This is a genomic window from Nocardia sp. 149-1B (assembly GCF_057747975.1).
The window spans coordinates 2,208,367-2,231,257 of record NZ_CM173233.1; the positions used below are offsets into that span (position 1 = coordinate 2,208,367).

Consider the following 22,891-nt stretch of genomic DNA (forward strand, 5'->3'; position numbering starts at 1 on the left):
TCGCGAGGGCCGCCCGCCATTGTCCGGTGGTACTAGGACCTCGTCGCTCCGCGACTAGTCATTCCCTAGTCATCGACTAGTCACTGCCCGCGGGCGGCCGTCACTGCCGGGACCAGATCTCGCCGAGGTCGAGGCCCTCGAGCGTGTCCGCGAAGACGCGCCGGGGGCTCGGCAGCACCGGCACATGGTTCTCGACGACCAGCACCAGGCACCCTGCCGCCTCGGCGGACTTGGCCCCGGTGTTGGAGTCCTCGATCGCCAGGCAGCGCTCGGGGGCCAGACCCAGTGCAGCGGCCGCGGTGAGGTACGGCTCGGGGTGCGGCTTGCCCTGCTCGACCCGGTCGCCGGTGACGACGACGCGGAAGGTCTCCGCGGGCAGCCGCGACAGGATCGGCGCCACGAAGCGCTCGTAGGACATCGTCACCAACGCGCACGGGACCCCGGCGGCACGCACCCGGTCCAGGAGGTCGACGGCGCCGGGACGCCACGGTACGTCGCGCTCGACGCGGGCGACGACGCCGTCGAGGAGCTCCTCGACGATCCGCTCAGGGCTGACGTCGATGCCCATGTGTTCCCGGATGTAGTGCCCCGAGGAGATGAGGTCGTTGCCGACCAGGTTCATCGCGTCGGCCTGGCTCCAGCGTCCGTCGTACTTCTCGGCGAGCGCGTACTCGGTGTCGATCCAGTACGGCTCGGTGTCGACCAGCGTCCCGTCCATGTCCCACAGAACGGCCGCGGGCAGGTCTGACCGCTCAGTCATCGGGGTCGTAGCCCAGGTTGGGCGAGAGCCAGCGCTCGGCCTCGGCCAGCGTCCAGCCCTTGCGGTCGGCGTAGTCGGCGACCTGGTCGCGGCCGATCCGGCCCACGACGAAGTACTGCGACTGTGGGTGGCTGAAGTACCACCCGGACACCGCTGCCCCGGGCCACATCGCCATCCCCTCGGTGAGCTCGATGCCGGTGTTGGCGGTGACGTCGAGCAGCCCCCACAGGGTCCGCTTCTCGGTGTGCTCGGGGCAGGCGGGGTAGCCCGGCGCCGGACGGATGCCGTCGTACCGCTCGGCGATGAGCGCCTCGTTGTCGAGCTCCTCGTCGCGCGCGTGCCCCCAGAAGTCGGTGCGCACCCGCTGGTGGAGGCGCTCCGCGAACGCCTCCGCCAACCGGTCGGCCAACGCCTCGAGCATGATCGCGGAGTAGTCGTCGTGCTGTGCCTTGAACGCCAGGATCCGGTCCTGGGCGCCGAGGCCGGCCGTGACCGCGAAGGCGCCCACGTGGTCCGGGAGGCCGGTGTCACGCGGCGCCACGAAGTCACCCAGGGAGCGGTTCGGCACGCCGTCACGGTGCTCACCCTGCTGGCGCAGGTTGTGCAGCGTCGTCAGCACCTCCGAGCGGGAGTCGTCGGTGTAGACCTCGATGTCGTCGCCGACCGCGTGGGCCGGGAAGAACCCGAACACGGCGTTGGCGGTGAGCCACTTCTCCTCGACGATCCGGTCGAGCATCGCCTGGGCGTCGTCGTACAGGCCCCGGGCGGTCTCACCGGTCGACGGGCTGTTGAGGATGTCGGGGAACTTCCCCTTCAGCTCCCACGCGTTGAAGAACGGCTGCCAGTCGATGTATTCGCGCAGCTCGCCCAGGTCGTAGTCCTCGAGCACGGTGACGCCCGGCACCCGCGGGGCGGGAGGCGTGTACGCCGACCAGTCGATCGGAGTGCGGTTGGCGCGCGCCTCCTCGATCGCGACCATCGGCCGGTCCTGCTTCGTGGAGTGCCGCGCGCGCAGCGCGTCGTAGTCGACCTTGATGTCGGCCATCAGCTGGGGTCGCTGCGCCGGGCTGAGGAGGGCGGCGAGGGTCGGGACCGACCGCGAGGCGTCCTTCACCCAGACCACGGGGCCGTCGTACTTGCCGTCGACCTTCACCGCGGTGTGGGCGCGCGAGGTGGTCGCACCGCCGATCATCAACGGGATCTCGAGCCCGCGGCGCTGCATCTCGGCCGCGACGTTGACCATCTCGTCGAGCGAGGGGGTGATCAGCCCGGAGAGCCCCACGGCGTCGGCGCCGATCTCCACCGCGGTGTCCAGGATCTTCTGGGCCGGCACCATCACGCCCAGGTCGACGACCTCGAAGTTGTTGCACTGAAGGACGACGCCGACGATGTTCTTGCCGATGTCGTGAACGTCGCCCTTGACCGTGGCCATCACGATCGTGCCGTTGGTGTCCTTGGCGGTGGCGTACTCGGGGTTGTCGACCTTTTCCTGCTCGATGAACGGGATCAGGTAGGCAACGGCCTTCTTCATCACCCGCGCCGACTTCACGACCTGTGGGAGGAACATCTTGCCGGCGCCGAACAGGTCGCCGACGACGTTCATGCCGTCCATGAGCGGGCCCTCGATGACCTCGATCGGGCGCCCGTTGCGGGCGGCGATCTCGAGACGGAGCTCCTCGGTGTCCTGCTCGACGTGGGCGTCGATGCCCTTCACCAGAGCGTGCGTGATCCGCTCCCCCACCGGCAGCCCGCGCCACTCCTCGGCAGCCACCTCCGCGGCCTCGCCGGTGATGTTGTGGGCCTCGGCGATCTCGAGCAGCCGCTCGGCGGCGTCCGGACGGCGGTTGAGCACCACGTCCTCGATGCGTTCTCGCAGCTCGGGCTCGACCTGGTCGTAGACCACCAGGGCACCGGCGTTCACGATGCCCATGTCGAGGCCCGCGCCGATCGCGTGGTAGAGGAAGACGGCGTGGATCGCCTCGCGCACGGGGTTGTTGCCGCGGAAGGAGAAGCTGACGTTGGAGATGCCGCCCGACACCTTGGCGCCGGGCAGGTTCTGCTTGATCCAGCGGGTGGCCTCGATGAAGTCCAGGCCGTACGACGCGTGCTCCTCGATGCCGGTCGCGACCGCGAACACGTTCGGGTCGAAGATGATGTCCTCGGGTGGGAAGCCGACCTCGTCGACGAGGATCCGGTACGCGCGCTCGCAGATCGCCTTGCGGCGCTCGAGGTTGTCGGCCTGGCCGTCCTCGTCGAAGGCCATCACCACCGCGGCGGCGCCGTACTTGCGGCACAGGCGGGCGTTCTGGCGGAACGCGTCCTCGCCCTCCTTCATCGAGATGGAGTTGACGATCGGCTTGCCCTGCACGTTCTTGAGGCCGGCCTCGATGACCTCCCACTTCGATGAGTCGACCATCACCGGCACCCGGCTGATGTCGGGCTCGCTGGCGATCAGACGGGTGAAGCGGTCCATCGCCGCGACGCCGTCGATCATGCCCTCGTCCATGTTGACGTCGATGACCTGCGCACCGTTGTCGACCTGCTGCGCGGCGACCGACAGAGCGGTGTCGTAGTCGCCGTCCTTGATGAGCTTGCGGAAGCGGGCCGAACCGGTGATGTTCGTGCGCTCGCCGACGTTGACGAACAGGCTGTCGTCGGTGACCGCGAACGGCTCGAGACCCGAGAGCCGCAGGGCGGGCAGTACGTCGGGCAGCTCGCGGACCGGCTTGGCGGCCACTGCCCGGGCGATCGCGGCGACGTGAGCGGGCGTGGTGCCGCAGCAGCCGCCGACCAGGTTCACGAAGCCTGCGGTCGCGAACTCCTCGATGATCGCGGCGGTCTCCTCCGCGGCCTCGTCGTACTCACCGAACGCGTTGGGGAGGCCTGCGTTGGGGTAGCAGGAGACGAAGGTGTCGGCGATCCGGGAGATCTCGGCGATGTAGGGCCGCATCTCCTTGGCGCCGAGGGCGCAGTTGAGGCCGACCGCGAGGGGCCGGGCGTGCCGCACGGAGTTCCAGAAGGCCTCGGTGACCTGACCGGAGAGAGTGCGTCCGGAGGCATCGGTGATCGTCCCGGAGATGATCACGGGCCAGCGCCGGCCGTGCTCCTCGAACAGCGTCTCGACGGCGAAGATCGCGGCCTTGGCGTTGAGGGTGTCGAAGATCGTCTCGATCACGAGGAGGTCGGACCCGCCGTCCACGAGCCCGCGGGCGGCCTCGAGGTACGCCGCGACCAGCTGGTCGAAGGTCACGTTGCGCGCCCCGGGGTCATTGACGTCCGGGGAGATCGATGCCGTGCGGGTGGTCGGCCCGAGGGCGCCACCGACGTACCGCGGTCGGTCCGGTGTGGCGACTGCGTCGGCCTCGCGCCGCGCCAGCAGTGCCGCCTCGCGGTTGAGCTCGTAGGCAAGGTCCTGCAGGCCGTAGTCGGCCAGCGAGATCGCGTTCGCGTTGAACGTGTTGGTCTCGATGATGTCGGCGCCGGCCTCGAGGTACTCACGGTGGATGCCGGCGATGATGTCGGGCTGGGTGATCGTCAGCAGGTCGTTGTTGCCGACCAGGTCGCTCGGCCAGTCCTTGAACCGCTCACCTCGGTAGCCCGCCTCGTCGGGCCGGTCCCGCTGGATCGCCGTACCCATCGCTCCGTCGAGCACCATGATCCGATCCCGGAGGGCTCGGGTGAGCTCCTCGGTCAGATCCGGGCGCAGGTGCGGTGACGGGGACAATGCGACTCCTCTCATCCACCCGGAGGGCGGCGTGTCTCCAGCGTAGGAACCGTGTCCACGAACTGGACCCCACATCCAGATCGTGACATCGCGGCTCGGCCGCCGGGAAATCCTCACGCCCTCGGGTAGCGCTACTAGGCTGGAGCGGTGATCGAGCTCGAGGACGTCCCGGACCTGGTGGACCCTGTGGTGATCGCCGCGTTCGAGGGTTGGAACGACGCCGCCGACGCGGCGTCCTCGGTGATCGACCACCTGATCCAGGTGTGGGGCGCGCGGACCGTGGGGGCCGTGGACCCCGAGGACTTCTACGACTTCCAGGTCAACCGACCCGTTGTCGGCACCGACGAGCTCGGCCACCGCCGGCTCACCTGGCCCAGCACCCAGATCGCCATTGCCTCGCCGCCCGACCTCGACCGCGACGTGATCCTGATCCGCGGCATCGAGCCCAACATGAAGTGGCGGCAGTTCTGTGCGGAGCTCCTGACGGCCTGCGACGACCTCGGCGGCGAGCTCGTCGTGACGCTCGGCGCGCTGCTGGCGGACACCCCGCACACGCGACCGATCCCCGTCACCGGCACGGCGACCGAGCCCGAGCTGGTCGACCGGCTCAAGCTCGAGCAGTCGACGTACGAGGGCCCGACGGGCATCGTCGGTGTCTTCCAGGACGCCTGCGTCCGCGTCGACGTGCCGGCCGTCTCCTACTGGGCTGCTGTCCCCCACTACGTCGCCCAACCGCCGTGCCCGAAGGCCACGCTCGCGCTGATCGGCCAGCTCGAGGACCTCCTCGAGGTCAGCATCCCCCTCGGCGACCTGCCCGAGGACGCCCGCGCCTGGGAACGTGGTGTCGACGAGCTCGCCGAGGAAGACGAGGACATCGCCGACTACGTCCGCTCGCTCGAGGAGACGCGCGACACCACCGACCTCCCCGAGGCCTCCGGCGAGGCCATCGCCCGCGAGTTCGAGCGCTACCTCAAGCGTCGCCAAGGCGACGAGTGACCCCGATCCGCCGCTGAGCGGGTCCTGGAGCGGCCCCTGTCCAGAACTCCTGTCGTTTGGTCACCAACGACGGATTGGGATCGCTCCCAGCTGTCGTTGGTGACCAAACCGCACGGATCCATCGGCTGGCGTCACTCGATCCGCTCCGGGACAAAACTGCTGTCGTTTGGTCACCAACGACGGATTGGGATCGCTCCCAGCTGTCGTTGGTGACCAAACCGCGGAGAACTCCGGCGCGCGGCCAGAGCTGCGGAAGCGGCGGTCAGGTGAGCCAGAGAGCGAGGCCGAGGGCCGCGTCGAGGGCGGCGAGCAGCTGGGCGCCGGCGCCGGGGTCGCTGGTGTCGGCCAGGCCGTCGGTGCCGAGGGTCGCCGCGACCCAGCGGTCGACCGCCGCGGCGGCGCGGGGGGCGTCGAGGTCGTCGGCGATCGCGGCGAGCACCTCCTCGACGACGGGAGCGGCGGGTGCGCCGGCGCCCAGGGACAACGCACGCCGCCACCGGGTGACATCGTCGACGGCGGCCCACAGCTGGTCGTCGGTCCACTCCCAGTCGGAGCGGAAGTGGTGGCGCAGCAGCGCCAGGCGGATCGCCATGGGGTCGACGTCGCTGTTGCGCAGCGCCGAGACGAAGACCAGGTTGCCCCGCGACTTCGACATCTTCTCGCCGTCGTAGCCGACCATCCCGCCGTGGCTGTAGACCTGCGCGAACGGCGTGCCGGGCACGGCGACCTGGGCATGGCCCGCACACATCTCGTGGTGGGGGAAGACCAGGTCGCGGCCGCCGCCCTGCACGTCGAAGGCGCCGCCGAGGTGGCGCTGGGCGATCGCGGTGCACTCGACGTGCCAGCCCGGCCGCCCAGGGCCCCAGGGGCTCTCCCACGACGGCTCACCCTCGCGCCGGCCGCGCCACACGACACAGTCGAGCGGGTCCTTCTTGCCGGGGCGGTCGGGGTCGCCGCCCCGCTCGGGGTAGATCTCGAGCATCGTGGCCCGGTCCCAGCCCGACTCGGCGCCGAAGGCGGGGTCGGCCGTGACCGAGAAGTAGAGGTCGTCCTCGACCCGGTAGACGGTCCCGGCCGCCTCGAGCCGCTGGATCAGCTCGATCACCAGCGGGATCGACTCGACGGCACCGATGTAGTGGTCCGGAGGCAGCACCCGCAGCGCCGCCATGTCCTGGCGGAACAGCTCGGTCTCGCGCTCGGCGAGCTCGACCCAGTCGACGTTGACCTTGTCGGCACGCTCCAGCAACGGGTCGTCGACGTCGGTGACGTTCTGGACGTAGGTCACCTCGTGGCCGGCGTTGCGCCAGGCCCGGTTGAGCAGGTCGAACGCGACGTACGTCGCCGCGTGGCCGAGGTGGGTGGCGTCGTACGGCGTGATCCCGCAGACATAGAGCCGCGCGGGGCCGGTCGGCGTGGTGGTCACCTTCGCACCCGACGCGGTGTCGTGCAACGACACCGCCGGTCCCAGCACCGGCAGGGTCGAGATCTCCGGGGCAGGCCAGGCTCGCATGCCGCGAAGCCTAGCCGGGGTCGGACTGGATTCGAGACGGGCTCGGTCTCGATACGCCGGTCGCGACCTCCTGCGTCGGTCGCGGGACTACTCGACCTGGCTGCTGGGCCCCGGCCTTCGCAGGCTCAGGCCGGGGCAGCTCAGAACGGCGGCCACGGGATCGCGGGCCACTCCCCGTGCGGCGAGGGCATGACGGCCCGGTCGGCGAGCCGTGTGCAGCGGCGCCGAAGCGCATCGATCTCGAGGTCGCTGAGATGGGGTGCCAGCACGTCGCCGAGGGAACCGCCGACGTCGGCCGCCACCCGGCGGAGCACCGCGACCTCCTCGGCGCTCAGCTCCTCGCCGAGCCACCCCCAGAGCACCGTGCGCAGCTTGGGGTCGGTGTGGAAGGTGACTCCGTGGTCCACGCCGTACCGGTGCCCGTCGGTCATCTCGAGCACGTGCCCGCCCTTGCGGTCGGCGTTGTTGACCACCACGTCGAAGACCGCCATCCGGCGCAGCGGGGCGGAGTCCTCGTGGATCAGCGAGATCGGCCGGTCGTGCCCGTCGAGCCCGTCGAACACGTGTCGCCACCCCTCCGGCACCTCGCCCTCGGGGACCAGCGTCACGGCCACCTGCTCGTCGTCAGGCTCCTGCCAGCGCTGGACCATGCCGTGTCCGTGCGGGCCACCGCGCAACCAGGTCTCGGGGACGACGTTCCAGCCGAACGCCTCGGAGACCAGGTACGCCGCTCGCTCCCGGTCGGCGAGGGTCCCGTCCGGGAAGTCCCACAGCGGACGCTCCCCCGCGACCGGCTTGTAGACGACCCGGATCCCGGCGATCTCCCCGACGAACGTGGCGTTGGACGCCGGCATCACGCGGCCGTGGAGCACCAGTTCGCCCCCGACCAGGTCGAGCCCGGCCTCACCCCGGTCGGTGGTCACGGATCGCGGCGCCGGAAGCCGTTGGCGCGCACGCAGAGGTGGCCGTCCGGGTCGATCGGGTTGCCGCAGAACGGGCAGCTCGGCCGCCCCGCATCCAGGACCTGCTCGGCGCGCTGCACGAAGGCCCGTGCCGGCCCGGCCGGCAGCCGCACCACGAGCACCTCGTCGGGCTCGGGCTCCTCGAAGTCCTCGTCGATCTGGTCGGGGGTGATCACGGCGGCCTCGCTGTAGGGGAACACCTCGATCACCACCCGCTCGTCGGACGGATCCCACGACAACGTCATCGTGCCGGCCCGGAACTCCTCCTCGATCGGCTGCTCCAACGGAGCGGAGTCCTCGAGGCCGAACGGCGCGACCGCGGGGATGATGCCCTCGACCTGGGTGGCCATCACCTCGTCGAGCAGCTCGTCGACCCGCTCGGCCAACGCCTGGACCTGCTGCTTCTCCAGTGCGACGCTCACCAGGCGGGTGCCGGTGCGCGCCTGCAGGAAGAAGGTCCGCTGACCGGGCGGTCCGACGGTGCCCGCGACGAACCGCTCCGGGGGATCGAATCCGTGGACGACTGGCATGACCACACCCTAGGACGTGCCCGAAGGCCCGGCCCCGCCACCGACGGCGGCACCGACGTCGGCGCCGGTCGAGCGCGCCGCCCGGGGCCGTTTGCCGGAGGGCGGCGGCGCCAGCCAGGACAGGTCGCCGGCGTGGGTGTTGGTCGCCAGCACGTAGGGGCGGGTCCCGGTGTAGCGGATCACCGAGATCGACGCGGGGTCGACGTGCAGGCGCTGGAACAGGTCCAGGTGCATCCCGAGCGCGTCGGCCAGGACGGACTTGATGATGTCGCCGTGGCTCACGGCCACCCAGACCGCTCCCGGGCCGTGCTCCGCCTCGACGGTGGCGTCGTGACGGCGTACGGCGGTGACGGCGCGCGCCTGCATGGCCGACATGGACTCCCCGTCGGGGAAGACCGCCGCCGACGGCTGGGTCTGCACCAGCGACCAGAGCTTCTCCTTGGCCAGCTCCTTGAGCGTGCGACCCTGCCAGGCGCCGTAGTCACACTCGGTGATGCCCCGGTCGGTGGTGATCCGGACCGGCTCGGACCGCGCGGCCGAGATCGCCTTCGCCGTCTGGCGGCAGCGTTCGAGGGGGCTGCTGACGATCCCGGCCAGTGGCACTCCGGCGATCCGCTCGCCCGCACGGGTGGCCTGGGCGGCGCCGGTGTCGTCCAGCCGTACGCCGGGGGTGCGACCGGCGAGGGTGCCCGATGCGTTGGCCGTCGTCCGGCCGTGTCGGACGAGGATCACCGTTGCCATGCCGTGGACTGTAGTGGGGCTACGGTGGGCCCGTGATCGTCGACTGCGCCCTGTACCGGCACGGCGCCCGGGTCGACGGTGGCACCGACTGCCGGGCCCTGCGCGAGCGCGCCAACCGCGACGGCGACTTCCTCTGGGTGGGCATGCATCAGCCCGGGGACGAGGAGATCGCTGAGGTCGCCGAGATCTTCGGTCTCCACCCCCTCGCGGTCGAGGACGCCGTGAAGGCCCACCAACGACCGAAGCTCGAGCGCTACGACGACTCGCTGTTCCTGATCCTCAAGACGCTCTGGTACGTCGACGAGGACGACGCGGTCGAGACCGGTGAGATCGCGATGTTCGTCGGCCCCGACTTCGTGGTGACGGTGCGTCACGGCCAGGGCTCGGAGCTCCACTCGGCGCGCGAGTACCTCGAGCAGCGCGAGAAGGTGCTCATCCACGGTCCGGCCTCGGTCGTGTACGCCGTGTGCGACCGCGTCGTCGACGGGTACGCCGCCGTGGTGGACGAGCTGGTCGTCGACGTCGACGAGATCGAGGCATCGGTCTTCTCCGACGAGCGGACCAACGACTCGGCACGGATCTACACGCTCAAGCGGGAGATCGCGGAGGTACGCCGGGCGGTGCTGCCGCTCAAGGAGCCGATGCACCGCTTCGGGGCCGGTGCGGTGGACGGCGTCCCGCCGGAGGCCGCGCCGTTCTTCCGCGATGTCGCCGACCACCTGGCCCGCGCGGCGGAGACCGTCGACACCCTGGACACCCTGCTCTCCACCGCCTTCGACGCCCACATCGCGCAGATCTCGGTGCAGCAGAACAACGACATGCGCAAGATCTCGGCGGCCGTCGGGCTGGTGGCCGCCCCGACCCTGATCGCCGGCGTCTACGGCATGAACTTCACCCACATGCCCGAGCTCGACTGGGCCTATGGCTACCCGTTCGCGCTGTTGCTGATGGTGGTCACCTCGGGGGCCCTGTGGGTGTGGTTCAAGCGCTCCGGGTGGCTGTAGCCCAGCGGACTCAGGAAGCGATGACGCCGGTCGCCACCAGGATCAGCGTGGTCGCTCCGAGGGCGACCCGGTAGAGGACGAACGGCGTGTACGAGCGCGTGGTGACGTAGCGCAGCAGCCACGCGATCGCGGCGTACCCGACCACGAACGACACCACGGTCGCGACGATCGTGGGGCCCCAGCCGTAGAGGTTGTCGCCGTTTGGAACGTCCTTGAGCTCGAACACCCCGGCACCGATCACCGCCGGGATCGCGAGCAGGAACGCGTAGCGGGTGGCGGCCTCCCGCTCGTAGCCCAGCAGTCGGCCCATCGACAGGGTCGCGCCCGACCGGGAGACGCCCGGGATCAGCGCGAGCGCCTGCGCCAGGCCCATGAGGACCGCGTCGCGTAGTGAGATCTGCTTGATCGTCTTGTCCGTGCCGCCCACGCGATCGGCGAACCCGAGGATCAGACCGAGCACGATCAGGGTGGTGCCGATCAGCCACAGGCTGCGGAAGTCCTGCTCGATGACGTCCTTGAGCAGGATCCCGAGCACCACGATCGGGACCGAGCCGGTGATGATGAACCACCCCATCCTGGCGTCGAGGTGACCGCGGTACTCCGGGCGGAACAGCGAGAGCACCCACGCCTTGCCGATGCGCCAGATGTCCTTGCGGAAGAACAGCACGACGGCCAGCTCGGTGCCGATCTGGATCACCGCGGTGAACGCGGCTCCGGGGTCGCCCCACCCGAAGATCTCGGGGTAGATCCGCAGGTGCGCGCTGCTGGAGATCGGAAGGAACTCGGTCAGACCCTGGATGAGCCCGAGCACGACGGCCTGGAGGAAGTCCACCACGGCGGGAACTCTACGGCCGGAACTCGACGATCGTCCGCTGGGCGTGCCGGTGCGCACGGGTGTGGTGTCGCCGACTACCTTGTCGCCATGCAGCAGCGGCGTGTCGGATCGACCGGCCTCACCGTGTCCCGCCTCGCGCTCGGGACCATGACCTGGGGTCGCGACACCGACGAGCACGAGGCCCGCGACCAGCTGATCGCGTTCGCGGAGGCTGGCGGCACCCTCGTCGACACCGCGGCCGGGTACGGCAACGGCGCCTCCGAGGAGCTGATCGGCACCCTGATCGGCGACGTCGTCGCCCGCGACGAGGTGGTGCTCGCCACCAAGGCCGGCATCACCGCGCGCCGAGGCGGCCGGGAGTACAACACCTCCCGCGGTCACCTGCTCGCCACCCTGGACGCCTCGCTGCGCCGGCTGGGCGTCGAGCACGTCGACCTGTGGCAGGTGCACATCTGGTCCGACGAGACGCCGCTCGAGGAGACGCTGGCGGCTCTGGACACGGCCGTGCAGAGCGGGCGCACGTCGTACGTCGGCATCTCGAACTACTCCGGGTGGCAGACCGCGCAGGCCGCGACCTGGCAGCACGCGGTGCCGGGGCGTACGCCGCTCGCCAGCACCCAGGTGGAGTACTCCCTGCTCAACCGGGCCGTCGAGCAGGAGGTGCTGCCCGCGGCCGGTGCGCTGGGGCTCGGCGTGCTCCCGTGGTCGCCGTTAGGCCGGGGCGTGCTGACCGGCAAGTACCGCACCGGCACGCCGTCGGACTCCCGGGCCGCGTCCTCGCACTTCGCGAACTTCGTCAACCCCTACCTCGACGAGCGCTCCGCCGGCATCGTCGAGGCGGTCGTCCGGGCCGCGGACGGTCTCGGCTGGAGCGCGCTCGAGGTCGCGCTCACCTGGGTCCGTGACCGGCCCGGTGTCACCGCGCCGGTCGTCGGCGCCAGGACCGCCGCCCAGCTGCGTGGCGCCCTCGGGGTCGAGGAGCTGAGCCTGCCCGCGGAGATCACCGCCGCCCTCGACGACGTCTCCGCGGACTGAGGGGGGCCTCGATGAGCCCGACGCTTCACCGACCTCCCCCGCGGGCTGTCGAGTGGGAGTTCGACCGGGTGACCTTCTCGCGGGAGTACTCGCGCAACGTCGTCACCAAGCTCCTCGTCGAGCGCGCCGAGCACGGCGGCTGGGAGCTTCACCGGGTCCGTATCACCTCCGACGGCACCCGCCGGGTCGTGTTGCGCCGCAAGATCATCCGCGCCGTCCGCACCGCCTGATCCCCCGGGGCAGATCTCTGTCGTTTGGTCACCAACGACAGAAATGACTCCGGAAACCATGTCGTTGGTGACCAAACGACGTCCCTTCTGACCACGGCCGGCGGGGCGGATCGAAGGTGGTGGGCGTGGTGGGGCGTGGTGGCGTTGCCGGCGCGACCGGTGGTTGCCAGGCTGGAGCCATGACTGGGTCCATGAGCAGACCGGTGGTCACCACCCCCGTGACGCCCGAGCTGGTGCGGGGCGCGATCGAGCTGGAGCAGACCGAGCGAGGGCTGCGGCCGCACCGGTTGCCGGGGTGGGCGCGGGCCCAGTGTGCCGACGGGCAACTCGCGATGGCGGAGGCCCAGCCCTCAGGGGTGCGGTTGGTGTTCCGCACGGCCGCCACCAGCATCGAGCTGGACGTGCTTGCCACGAAGCTGACGTACGCCGGTCTGTCCGACCGTCCGGACGGCGTCTACGACCTCGTGGTCGACGGACGGCTGGCGTCGCGGGCCGTGGCCCCCACGGGCCACCTGGTGACGATCGACATGGCGACCGGAGCGGCGGACGTCCAACCGGGCGGGGTGTGCTCGGTCGTCTTCGACCGGCTGCCGCCGGGCCCGAAGGACGTGGAGCTCTGGCTGCCGTACTCGGAGGTGACCGAGGTGGTCGCGCTGCGCACCGACGCACCCGTCGAGCCGGCTCCCGAGAGCGGGCGGCCGGTGTGGCTGCACCACGGCAGCTCGATCAGCCACGGCTCGAGCGCCGAGAGCTCGTCGACGACCTGGCCGGCCCTCGCCTCGGCCGCGGGTGGCGTCGAGCTGGTCAACCTCGGCCTCGCCGGCAGCGCGCTCCTGGACCCGTTCGTGGCCCGCACGATGCGGGACACCCCGGCCGACCTGATCAGCGTCAAGATCGGCATCAACGTCGTCAACCACGACCTGATGCGGATCCGCGCGTTCGGCCCTGCCGTGCACGGCTTCCTCGACACCATCCGCGACGGCCACCCCGACACGCCGCTGGTCGTCGTGTCCCCGATCTGCTGCCCCGTGCACGAGGACACCCCGGGCCCGAGCGCCCCGGACCTGACGGGTGGCGGCGTCCGGTTCGTGGCGTTGGGCGACCCCGCCGAGTGCGCGACCGGCAAGCTCTCGTTGCGGATGATCCGCGGCGAGCTCGCCCGCATCGTCCGCGAGCGGGCCGGCGAGGACCCCCATCTGCACTACCTCGATGGCCTCGAGCTGTACGGCGCCGCCGACCACGACGAGAGGCCGCTGCCCGACCAGCTCCACCCCGACGCCGCGACCCACCGGATCATGGGCGAACGGTTCGGCCGGCTGGTGTTCGGGCCCGGAGGACCGTTCGCGCGGGCGTGAGCCTCAGACCTCGTCGAGGAACCGGTCGAACACCCGGGCACCGAACTCCAGCGCGTCCACGGGCACCCGCTCGTCCACCCCGTGGAACAGCGCGGTGAAGTCGAGGTCACCGGGCAGCCGCAGCGGCACGAACCCGTAGGAGCGCAGCCCGAGCCGGCGGAAGTGCTTGGCATCGGTGCCGGCGCTCATCAGGTACGGCGCGACGACGGCGTCCTGGTCCTCGGCGAGGATCGAGCGCGTCATCGCGTCCACGACGTCTCCGTCGTACGGCGACTCCCACGGCTGTTGGTGGCTGACGTGCTCGATGTCGACGCCCTCCCCCGCCAGCTCGGCCAGTGTCGCGAAGAACTCGTCCTCGTAGCCGGGCAGGAAGCGACCGTCGACATGGGCGGTCGCCTCGGTCGGGACGACGTTGACCTTGTAGCCCGCGCCGAGCATGGTCGGGTTGGCGGTGTTGCGCAGGACCGCTCCCAGCATCCGCGCCGCGCCGCCGAACTCCTCGATCAGCTGCGGCGCGTTGTCCGGTGTCGCCTCGGTGCCCGCAAGCTCGGCGACCGCGGCCAGCAACGTGCGCATGGTCGGGGTGAGCCGCACCGGCCAGTCGTGCGCGCCGATGCGTGCCACGGCCCCCGCGAGCCGGGTCACCGCGTTGTCGGGGTTGATCATCGAGCCGTGGCCGGCGCTGCCGCGGGCGGTCAGGCGCATCCACGCCATGCCCTTCTCGGCCGCCTCGATCAGGTAGACCCGGCGTCCTCGCACGGTCGCGCTGAAGCCACCCACCTCGCCGACGGCGTCGGTGCAGCCCTCGAGCTCCTCGGCGTGCTGGTCGACGAGCACCTGGGCGCCCCGATGCCCACCGGCCTCCTCGTCGGCGGTGAAACACAAGGTGATCGGTCGTTCCGGCACCCGGCCGGCGCGCTGGCGGGCCCGCACCACGGAGAGCAGCATCGCGTCGAAGTCCTTCATGTCGACCGCGCCCCGGCCCCAGACGTACCCGTCTCGGACCTCGCCGGCGAACGGGTCGACCTGCCAGTCCTGCGCCTCGGCCGGTACGACGTCGAGGTGGCCGTGCAGCAGCAACCCGCCCTTCTCGGCGTCACCGGAGCCACCCGTGCCGCCCCACCGTGCGAGCACCGAGGTGCGGCCGGGCTCGCCTTCGACGAGGCGGGACTCGATCCCCACCTCGTCGAGGAGGGCGGCGACGTACTCGGCCGCCTTGCGCTCCCCCGGGCCGTCCTCGTCCCCGTAGTTGGAGGTGTCGATCCGGATCAGCTCGCGGCACAGATCGACGACCTCGGCCGCGGGGTCGTGGGCAGCCTGCGAGCTGTCGTTGGTGGGGTCCAGAGCCATGGCCTCAGCATGTCACCCGGGACCACCGGCCCGATGCGGGGAATGCCCTCGGCCTTTGCTACAGTTCCACCCGCACTCGTCCGGGTGGCGGAATTGGCAGACGCGCTAGCTTGAGGTGCTAGTGCCCGTATAGGGCGTGGGGGTTCAAGTCCCCCCTCGGACACCGACGAAGACCCCGTCCCAGCTCGCTGGGGCGGGGTCTTCTGCGTCCGAGGCGAGCCTCAGAGCGCGGCGTACATCGAGTCGATCAGCTCGCGGTACGTCGTCTCGATCACCTTGCGGCGCACCTTCATGCTCGGCGTGAGCTCACCGTTCTCGACGCTGAGGTCGTGGTCGAGGATCCGGAACTTCTTGATCGTCTCCCAGCGGTTCAGCCGGGTGTTCAGCTCCGCCACGCAGGCCTCCACGTAGTCGTGGACCTGCGGGCTCGCCGCGAGCGTCTCGTAGTCGGTCGCCGCGATTCCCTCCGCCTTCCCCCACTGGGCGAGCGCCTCCGGATCGAGCGTGATCAGGGCCGTTGCGTAGCTGCGGCCGTCGGCGTGGACCAGCATCTGGCTGGCCAGCGGACACACGGCCTTGAAGATGATCTCGATGGCCTGCGGAGCGATGTACTTCCCGCCCGAGGTCTTGATCAGGTCCTTCTTGCGGTCGGTGATCCGGAGCCGTCCCTGGGCGTCGAGCTCACCGACGTCACCCGTGGCGAACCAGCCGTCCTCGCTCAGCACCTCGGCCGTGGCCTCCGGCAGGTGGTGATAGCCACGCATGACGCCCGGCCCGCGCACGAAGATCTCGCCGTCGCCCGCGATCCGGACCTCGGTGTCGGCGAGGGGCTTGCCGACGTACCCGAACACCGGGTCCGCCGGCAGCACCAGGCAGGTCCCGGCGCTGGTCTCCGTGAGTCCGTAACCCTCGAGGACCAGCAGGCCGGCGGCGTGGAACCAGCGCGCCACGTCGGGTGAGAGCGCCGCGCTCCCGGAGACCAGGAAGCGGATCCGGCCACCGAGGCGCTCGCGGATCTTGTGGAGCACGATCCGGTCGGCGACGGCGTGCTGCGCCGCCAGGAGGCGCGAAGCGGGAAGCCCGTCGACCCGGCGCCGAGCGACTTCGTCACCGACCCGGAACGCCCAGCGGAACAGCTGGTGCTTGACGCCGCCCTCCTCCTGGATCGTCTGCACGACCTTGGCGTGCACCTTCTCGAAGATCCGCGGCGGGCCGGCCATGAACGTCGGTCGGATCTCGGCGAGGTTGTCCACGATCCGCTCGAGCCGGCCGTCGACCGCGGTCGGGAAGCCGATCTGCAGCTGGACGGCCTCGAGCATCTTGCCGAAGGAGTGCGAGAGCGGCAGCCACAGGAACTGGAGGTCGTCCGCCGAGAGGATCTCCAGATCGCCGGCGGCGGCACCGATGTAGGTCCAGCAGCGATGTGGCAGCTCCACGCCCTTGGGTTGGCCGGTCGTCCCCGAGGTGTAGATCAGTGTGGCGAGGTCCTCGGGACCGATGGCGGCGACGGCCTGGTCGACCGCCCCCGGGTGGTCGACCAGATGACGCGCTCCCAGTGCGACCAGGTCCGGCAGGCTGAGCACCCACTCCCCGTCGGCCTGGCCGTCGAAGGTGACGACCCGGACCAGGTCGGGAAGGTGGTCGCGGCGCGCTCGCAGCTTGGCGATCTGGGTGTCGTCCTCGGCGAACACCACCCGCGACCCGCTGTCGGCGAGGATGAACGCCACGTCGTCGGCGCCGGTGGTCGGATAGACCGTGGTGGTCGCCCCGCCTGCGCACATGATCGCGAGGTCCGCCTCGAGCCACTCGACCCGCGTGCCGCTCAGGATCGCGACTCGCTCCTCGGGCCGGATGCCGAGCGCCAGCAGTCCAGCGGCCAGGGTGCGCACGGTCTCCCCGGTCTGCCTCCAGGTTACCGAGCGCCAGCCGTCGGCCACCGGGAACCGGAACGCCTCGAGGTCCGGGGTGGCGGCCACCCGGTCGTAGAACATCCGGGCCAGAGACGCCGCCTGGTCGGCGCGGGCGCCTGATCTCCACGTCGTCGTGTCACTCACGCTGCCACCCTCCTCCGGATGCGACCACACTCATCCGGCCGCAGGGGTGGCACTAGAGGATTTCGTCCTCAGGTGTGACCGTTGTCTCAGGGGCCGGGAGATGCACGACCACGTCGAGCCGGTTCGGTCCGGCGGGCTCGGCCACCGTGTCACCGAGCCGTCGCAGCATCGCCAGCGACGCGGTGTTGTCGGCCGTCACGGTCGTGATGAGCTGGGTCACTCCCGCGGGCCGGCGTCGCATCAGCTCATCGAGGAGCGCGCTCGCGACGCCCTTGCGCTGCCACTCGTCGATCACGGTCACGGCGACGTCGGCAGCGTCGTACTTGTCGGAGTAGCGGATCATCCGTGCCACGCCCGCAGGGACTCCGTGCCCGTCCTCGTCGACCACCACGAGCGCGAGCGCCACATGGTCAACGCCGTCGACCTCGTCGACGAGATGGTCGAGCATCGTGTCGGTCAGGTGCGGCACCGCGGCGAGGAACCGGTGGAAGCGGGTCTCGTCGGAGAGCTGCTCGTAGCCGTCACGGATCGCCTCGCGATCGCCGGGGACCAGGTCCCAGATGAGCGCGCGGGTGCCATCCTTGAGCACCGCCTCGGCGAACACCTCGCGCACCTCCTGTGTCCCCAATCTAGGGGACGGGAGACTCCTCGACCGGTGGATTGCGACGCCCGTCACGCCGTCGGCGGCGAGCCCGCCAGTCGCGCCTCGAGCTCGTCGCGGACCTGGCGGCGCAGGACCTTCCCGATGATCGAGACCGGCAGCTCCTCCACGGCATAGACGCGGCGCGGGACCTTGTACGCCGCGACGTGCTCGCGGCAGCCGTCTCGGACCGCCTGCTCGTCGAGCGTGGCGCCCGGCTCGAGCACCACGACCGCGACCACGTCCTCGTCGCCGCGACCCGAGGGCATGCCCACCACCGCCGCGTCGGCGACCTCGGGCAGCTCGCGCAGCGCGTGCTCGACCTCGCTCGGGTAGACGTTGAAGCCGCCGGTGATGATCAGCTCCTTGATCCGGTCGACGATCGTGAAGAAGCCGTCCTCGTCCATGACGACCACGTCGCCGGTGCGGATCCAGCCGTCGGCCAGCACGACCTCGGCGGTCTCGGCGGGCCGCTCCCAGTAGCCGCTGAACACCTGGGGGCCGCGCAGCAACAGCTCGCCCTCCTGCCCGGGAGCCAGGTCGCGCGAGGAGTCGTGCCGGTCGACGACACGGACCTCGGTGGAGGGGAACGGCACGCCGATCGCCCCGATCCGGCGGGCATCGCCCGCGGGGTTGCCGAGCGCGACCGGGGACGTCTCGGTCATCCCGTAGCCCTCGACCAGGAGTCCCCCGGTCTCCGACTCCCACAGCTCGGCGGTCGCCGCGGGGAGGGACATCGCGCCGGAGATCGCGTAGCGGATCGTGGTGAGGTCGGCACTGCGCTCACGGGCCGCCGACGCGAGGCGCTCGTAGACGGGAGGCACCGCCGGGAGGAAGGTCGCCGGCCGGCGCGCCATCGCCTCGAGCACCATGTCCACGTCGAAGCGGGGCATCAGCACGAGCGTCGCTCCGATGCTGATCGAGAACGTCAGGCAGAGCGTGAGCCCGTAGGCATGGAACAGCGGCAGCACGGCGTAGACGACCTCGTGCCCGTCGACGAGCCCGGGCATCCAAGCGCGACCCTGGGCGGCGTTCGCGCGCAGGTTGCGGTGGGTGAGTACGGCGGCCTTGGGCCGTCCGGTCGTCCCGCCGGTGTACTGCAGGAGCGCGACGTCGCCGGTCGCCGGGCGCGGATGCGCCCGGTCGAGCGCCGGGCCGCGCAGCAGCGCCTCCCAGCGGTCGATGCCCGGGGCGGGCCCGGTCATCGCGGAGCGCGTTGCGGCGGCTCGGGCGACCGGCAGCCGGAGCGCGAGCCGCTTGAGCCGGGGCAGGGCCGAGGGGAGGTTGACCGAGAGCACGGCGCGGACGCCGAGCGGCTCGACGATGCCGCGCACCATCGTCGCCACCTTGTCCCACGCGACGACCACCGTCGGCCGGTGGTCACCGAGCTGGAAGGCCATCTCCTCCTCGGTGTAGAGCGGGTTGTGCTCGACCACGATCGCACCGAGCCGCAGCGCGGCGTAGAACGCGACGACGTGCTGGGGGCAGTTCGGCAGCACCAGCGCGACCCGGTCCCCCGGGCCGACACCGAGGCGGCGCAGTCCTTCCGCGGCCCTGGCCACCTGGTCGGCGAGCTCGGCGTACGTCGTGGTGGCCCCGAAGAAGTCGAGAGCCGGGAGCGCCGAGAAGCGGCTCGCAGAGGCGTCGAGCAGGTCGACCAGCGTCTCCTCAGGCACCTGGATGTCCAGGGGCACGCCGGGCGCGTAGCTGCTCGCCCAGGGGCGTTCGTCGGGTCGCATGCAGGCCTCGTTTCTTGTCGGTCCGCAGCCTAGTAGGCACACCCTTCTCAGGGTCAGCGGTCACGGAACCACGAATTACACCGCTGTAGTTTTAACCTTCTCCTTCGGCGTGTCTCCTTGACAATTTGGTCACTTCGTTCCCAAGAGGGCTCATCAGTCCCTAGACTCCCACCCGTGCCGACGAGTCGACGCCTGCTGGCGCCCCTGACCTCCGCCCTGCTCGGGGCCGTGGTCACGGGGCTGCTCACGCTCGTCCCGGCGACCGGCGCCATCGCCGCAGCCGCGCCCGCGGGCTCCCCGTCACCGGCGGCCGCAGTGCGGGACCGGGGCAAGGCGGGCGCCCTCGACGGCGGCGAGCCGTCGGCGGTCTTCAAGCGCAGCGCCTACCTGTGCATGGGCTACGACGCCTGCCGCGAGGCCGGGATGGGCAACGCGGGTTACTCCGCCAACAACAAGACGATGTACTGGCGGATGTACGCCGGCCACAACTGCACCAACTACGCGGCCTACCGGATGGTCAAGAGCGGCCTGCCCAACCAGCGACCGTGGTCGGGTGGCGGGAACGCGACCTACTGGGGCACCGCGATGTCCACGATCACCGACGATGTCCCGCTCGTCGGCGCGGTCGCCTGGTGGAAGGCGAACACGGGACCGGCGGGTTCCTCGGGCCACGTGGCGTACGTCGAGAAGGTCGTCTCGGCCGACGAGATCGTGATCTCGCAGGACAGCTGGAACGGCGACTTCTCCTGGGCCGTCGTGACCCGGAGCAGCGGCAACTGGCCCAGCGGGTTCGTCCACTTCAACGACCGTGCGCTGGTCAACACCGGGCTCCCCGTGGTCACCGGCACGCCCAAGGTCGGCGCGGTCCTCAGCGCTACACCGGGCGCGTGGCGACCCACCGCGGTGGACGTCGCCTACCAGTGGTTCGCCGACGGCCAGCCGATCGTGGGCGCCGACGACGCCACCCTCAGGCTCACCCGGGCCCGCCTGGACCAGCAGGTGACGGTGCGGGCCACGGCCTCCCAGCTGGGGCTCCCGACGGTCTCGGCCACGTCGGCGCCCACCCTGCCGGTCCAGCCCGGCCAGCTCAGGAACCTCACCGCACCCCAGATCAGTGGGGAGGCGAAGGTCGACTCCACCCTCTCGCTCTCCCCCGGCACCTGGAACCCCGCGCCCACGCTTGCCTACCAGTGGTTCGCCGACGGCCAGCCGATCGCCGATGCGACGGGGACCACGCTGGACCTCGGGCCCGACCTGGTCGGACGCACGATCACCGCCCAGGTCACCGCCAGTCGCGACGGGTACGCCCCGGTGACGGCCCCTGCTGCCGCGACCGCACCGGTAGCGCCCGGCAGCTTCGTGATCACCACCGCGCCGTCGCTGCAGGGCCTCGCCAAGCTCGGCCAGACCCTCACGGTCGACCCCGGTCAGTACGCACCCCTTGACCCCGCCGTCCAGGTCGCCGTGCAGTGGCTGCGCGACGGCACCCCGATCGCGGACGCCACGGGTTCGACGTACCAGGTCACCGCGCTCGACCTGGGCGCCAGGGTCTCCGCGCTGGTCACGCTCTCGCGTGCCGGCTACGTGGACACGGCGCTCGAGACGCCGCGCTCCTCGGTGATCAAGTCCGCACCGCGGGTCCGCCTCGAGACCACGTCCGCCTCCCACAGCCTGAAGGTCACGATCACCGTGACCGCTCCCGGGGTCGCCGAGGCGACAGGACCCGTGGTCATCCGCTTCGCCGGGGTCGCCCAGCAGGTCGAGCTCCGCCACGGGGTCGCCACCGTCCGGCTGACCGACCTGCCGCAGGGCAAGCGCACGCTGACGGTGCGGTACGCCGGCAGCGCCACCGTCGACCGAGCAGTCGTCACCCGGACCATCCGGGTGGGTTGACCGGCCCCGGTGGGCCGTCAGCTCACCGGGTGGTAGCCGCAGGCGTCGTCGGTGCGGACCGCCTTGCCCGGGTCGTCCTTCTTGCCGCCGCCGTGGCCGTGCGGGGCGAGCGCGTTCGCGACCACCGACTGCATCCACGTGAAGTCGGGATCGCCGGAGAAGAACTTGTCGGAGGAGACGAAGGCCATGGACCTGACCTTGGTCTCCTTGACCTTCAGGGCGAGGTCGACGAACGCCGGCATCAGCTTGCGCGGGATGTCGGTGCGCATGATCTCCTCCCCCGCCTTGGCCAGGTCCTGGTAGCGCCGCAGCACGTTGAGCGGGTCGGCCTCGTCGATGATCGCGCTGACCATGCAGCGCTGACGGAGCATCCGGTCGTAGTCGTCCGAGCCCCAACGGCCCCGGGAGTACCAGAGCGCGTGGAAGCCGTCGAGGTGCTGGTCGGGCCCCGGCTGCAGGTAGCCGGTGGGCGGGATGTTGAGGTCGGTGTTGCCGTTGATGGCGATCGGCTCGTTGATGTTCACCGTCACGCCCCCGATCGCGTCGACCAGCTGCTGGAACCCGAGCAGGTTGATCAGCACGTAGTAGTTGACGTGCGTGCCGAGGCTCCCCTCGACCGCCTGCTTGACCGCGTCGGCGCCCTCGTTCTCGGAGTTGCCGAGGATGTGGGGGTACAACGCCGGCACCTGGCTGTAGACCGCGTTCAGCATCCAGTTGCCGGGATCGGCGTTCGGATCCGTGCTGCGGAAGCCGTCGGGGAAGACGCCGTGGAGCGGGCTGTTCTCGGGGAACTGCGCGTTCATCATGTTGCGCGGCAGGCTGAACATCACCGACTTGCCCGTGTGGGTGTCCATGCTGAGCAGGATCACCGAGTCGGTGCGGATGCCGGTGCGGCCCACCCCGCCGTCGCCGCCGAGGAGCAGGACGTTGACCCGCTCCCGGCCGGCCCACGGGTCTTCCTCGGTGACGTCCTCGGGGGTCGTCGCGGTGTGCTCGTCGTCGAAGACGGTGGCGACGAAGTGCGCCTGGGTCACCGCGATCCGGACGCCCTGGAAGGTCGGGAGCCCGACCAGGATGCACAGCAGGCACACGACCAGCGTGCCCAGGCCGCTCTCCAGCCGGCTCATCCCGCGGGGACGGGCCATGACGTACGTCGTGGCCACCACGAACGCCCACGCCAGGAACAGGACCGCGATCACCACCGCCGCCACCCGCAGGCGGGCAGGGTCGAAGGCGAAGTCGACGAGCCGGTGCAGGCTGCGGGCATACAGCCCGACCAGCACCAGTCCGACCAGGAACGGCACCAGCACGGCGTACCCAAGCCGGCGGCGGGTCCACAGGTAGCCGCTGCCGGGCACCACGGCGGTCATCACCGTGACGCCGAGGGCGCCGGCCAGCGTCCGGGCCCGCCGGAACCGGTGGTTCCCGGGGCTGCGTGGCGCCCGGTGCCGACCGGAGGACCGGGGGCCGGAGGGATCAGGGCGTGCGGACGGGAGGAGCGTCTGCTCCGGTCCCGACATCTGCACCCTCCCG

General features: G+C 70.9%; 18 protein-coding genes and 1 tRNA gene. 7 read left to right on the top strand and 12 right to left on the bottom strand.

The window, feature by feature from the left end:
- Positions 1-100: 100 nt before the first annotated feature.
- Positions 101-760, bottom strand: coding sequence for an HAD family hydrolase (locus AC3ANS_RS10610; RefSeq protein WP_488296128.1), 660 nt, complete (start codon positions 758-760; stop codon positions 101-103).
- The gene (gene metH / locus AC3ANS_RS10615; protein ID WP_488296129.1) at positions 753-4,499 is read right to left on the bottom strand and encodes a methionine synthase; all 3,747 of its coding nucleotides are present in this window, start codon (positions 4,497-4,499) and stop codon (positions 753-755) included. Before metH ends, AC3ANS_RS10610 begins: the two co-directional genes overlap by 8 nt.
- A 132-nt stretch (positions 4,500-4,631) precedes the next feature.
- Here metH and AC3ANS_RS10620 point away from each other — a divergent pair, with 132 nt between their 5' ends.
- The gene (locus AC3ANS_RS10620; RefSeq protein ID WP_488296130.1) at positions 4,632-5,480 is read left to right on the top strand and encodes a PAC2 family protein; all 849 of its coding nucleotides are present in this window, start codon (positions 4,632-4,634) and stop codon (positions 5,478-5,480) included.
- Positions 5,481-5,742: 262 nt separating this feature from the next.
- Here AC3ANS_RS10620 and mshC read toward each other — a convergent pair whose 3' ends face one another.
- The 4 genes from mshC to AC3ANS_RS10640 all read right to left on the bottom strand — a co-directional run bounded on the left by mshC (position 5,743) and on the right by AC3ANS_RS10640 (position 9,223).
- The gene (gene mshC, locus AC3ANS_RS10625; RefSeq protein ID WP_488296131.1) at positions 5,743-6,990 is read right to left on the bottom strand and encodes a cysteine--1-D-myo-inosityl 2-amino-2-deoxy-alpha-D-glucopyranoside ligase; all 1,248 of its coding nucleotides are present in this window, start codon (positions 6,988-6,990) and stop codon (positions 5,743-5,745) included.
- 140 nt (positions 6,991-7,130) lie between these two features.
- Positions 7,131-7,913 carry an SCO1664 family protein gene (locus AC3ANS_RS10630; RefSeq protein ID WP_488296132.1) on the bottom strand — a complete coding sequence of 261 codons (783 nt, stop codon included), beginning with the start codon at positions 7,911-7,913 and terminating at the stop codon, positions 7,131-7,133.
- Entirely contained in the window at positions 7,910-8,482 is a 573-nt protein-coding gene (locus AC3ANS_RS10635; RefSeq protein WP_488296133.1) for a DUF3090 domain-containing protein, read from the bottom strand. Before AC3ANS_RS10635 ends, AC3ANS_RS10630 begins: the two co-directional genes overlap by 4 nt.
- Before the next feature lie 9 nt (positions 8,483-8,491).
- A complete protein-coding gene (locus tag AC3ANS_RS10640; RefSeq protein ID WP_488296134.1) occupies positions 8,492-9,223 on the bottom strand; it encodes a histidine phosphatase family protein in 732 nt (243 codons plus the stop codon).
- A gap of 32 nt (positions 9,224-9,255) precedes the next feature.
- Between AC3ANS_RS10640 and corA the strand changes: the two genes are divergently transcribed.
- Positions 9,256-10,227, top strand: coding sequence for a magnesium/cobalt transporter CorA (corA, locus tag AC3ANS_RS10645; protein ID WP_488296135.1), 972 nt, complete (start codon positions 9,256-9,258; stop codon positions 10,225-10,227).
- Between the two features lie 10 nt (positions 10,228-10,237).
- Here the strand turns inward: corA and AC3ANS_RS10650 are convergent, their stop codons facing one another.
- On the bottom strand, positions 10,238-11,059 hold the full coding sequence (locus AC3ANS_RS10650; RefSeq protein ID WP_488296473.1) for an undecaprenyl-diphosphate phosphatase: 822 nt from the start codon (positions 11,057-11,059) through the stop codon (positions 10,238-10,240).
- 90 nt (positions 11,060-11,149) lie between these two features.
- Here AC3ANS_RS10650 and AC3ANS_RS10655 point away from each other — a divergent pair, with 90 nt between their 5' ends.
- The 3 genes from AC3ANS_RS10655 (at position 11,150) to AC3ANS_RS10665 (ending at position 13,682) form a co-directional block, all read left to right on the top strand.
- Complete coding sequence (locus tag AC3ANS_RS10655; protein ID WP_488296136.1) at positions 11,150-12,097, top strand: aldo/keto reductase; 948 nt, start codon at positions 11,150-11,152, stop codon at positions 12,095-12,097.
- Between the two features lie 11 nt (positions 12,098-12,108).
- Positions 12,109-12,327, top strand: coding sequence for a DUF5703 family protein (locus AC3ANS_RS10660; protein WP_488296137.1), 219 nt, complete (start codon positions 12,109-12,111; stop codon positions 12,325-12,327).
- A 191-nt stretch (positions 12,328-12,518) separates the two neighbouring features.
- Positions 12,519-13,682, top strand: a complete 1,164-nt coding sequence (locus AC3ANS_RS10665) for a GDSL-type esterase/lipase family protein (protein ID WP_488296138.1) — start codon at positions 12,519-12,521, stop codon at positions 13,680-13,682.
- Positions 13,683-13,685: 3 nt separating this feature from the next.
- Here the strand turns inward: AC3ANS_RS10665 and AC3ANS_RS10670 are convergent, their stop codons facing one another.
- The gene (locus tag AC3ANS_RS10670) at positions 13,686-15,032 is read right to left on the bottom strand and encodes a M20/M25/M40 family metallo-hydrolase (protein ID WP_488296139.1); all 1,347 of its coding nucleotides are present in this window, start codon (positions 15,030-15,032) and stop codon (positions 13,686-13,688) included.
- A gap of 78 nt (positions 15,033-15,110) precedes the next feature.
- Between AC3ANS_RS10670 and AC3ANS_RS10675 the strand changes: the two genes are divergently transcribed.
- A tRNA-Leu gene (locus AC3ANS_RS10675) sits at positions 15,111-15,195 on the top strand.
- A gap of 58 nt (positions 15,196-15,253) precedes the next feature.
- Here the strand turns inward: AC3ANS_RS10675 and AC3ANS_RS10680 are convergent.
- The 3 genes from AC3ANS_RS10680 to AC3ANS_RS10690 form a co-directional block, all read right to left on the bottom strand.
- Positions 15,254-17,023: an AMP-dependent synthetase/ligase gene (locus AC3ANS_RS10680; protein WP_488296474.1), complete on the bottom strand. Its 1,770-nt coding sequence runs from the start codon at positions 17,021-17,023 to the stop codon at positions 15,254-15,256.
- 115 nt (positions 17,024-17,138) lie between these two features.
- A complete protein-coding gene (locus tag AC3ANS_RS10685) occupies positions 17,139-17,699 on the bottom strand; it encodes a GNAT family N-acetyltransferase (protein WP_488296140.1) in 561 nt (186 codons plus the stop codon).
- 59 nt (positions 17,700-17,758) lie between these two features.
- A complete protein-coding gene (locus tag AC3ANS_RS10690; protein ID WP_488296141.1) occupies positions 17,759-19,465 on the bottom strand; it encodes a long-chain-fatty-acid--CoA ligase in 1,707 nt (568 codons plus the stop codon).
- 174 nt (positions 19,466-19,639) lie between these two features.
- Between AC3ANS_RS10690 and AC3ANS_RS10695 the strand changes: the two genes are divergently transcribed.
- The gene (locus AC3ANS_RS10695; protein WP_488296142.1) at positions 19,640-21,358 is read left to right on the top strand and encodes a CHAP domain-containing protein; all 1,719 of its coding nucleotides are present in this window, start codon (positions 19,640-19,642) and stop codon (positions 21,356-21,358) included.
- A 17-nt stretch (positions 21,359-21,375) separates the two neighbouring features.
- Here AC3ANS_RS10695 and AC3ANS_RS10700 read toward each other — a convergent pair whose 3' ends face one another.
- Positions 21,376-22,878, bottom strand: a complete 1,503-nt coding sequence (locus AC3ANS_RS10700; RefSeq protein ID WP_488296143.1) for an LCP family protein — start codon at positions 22,876-22,878, stop codon at positions 21,376-21,378.
- Positions 22,879-22,891: the final 13 nt, after the last annotated feature.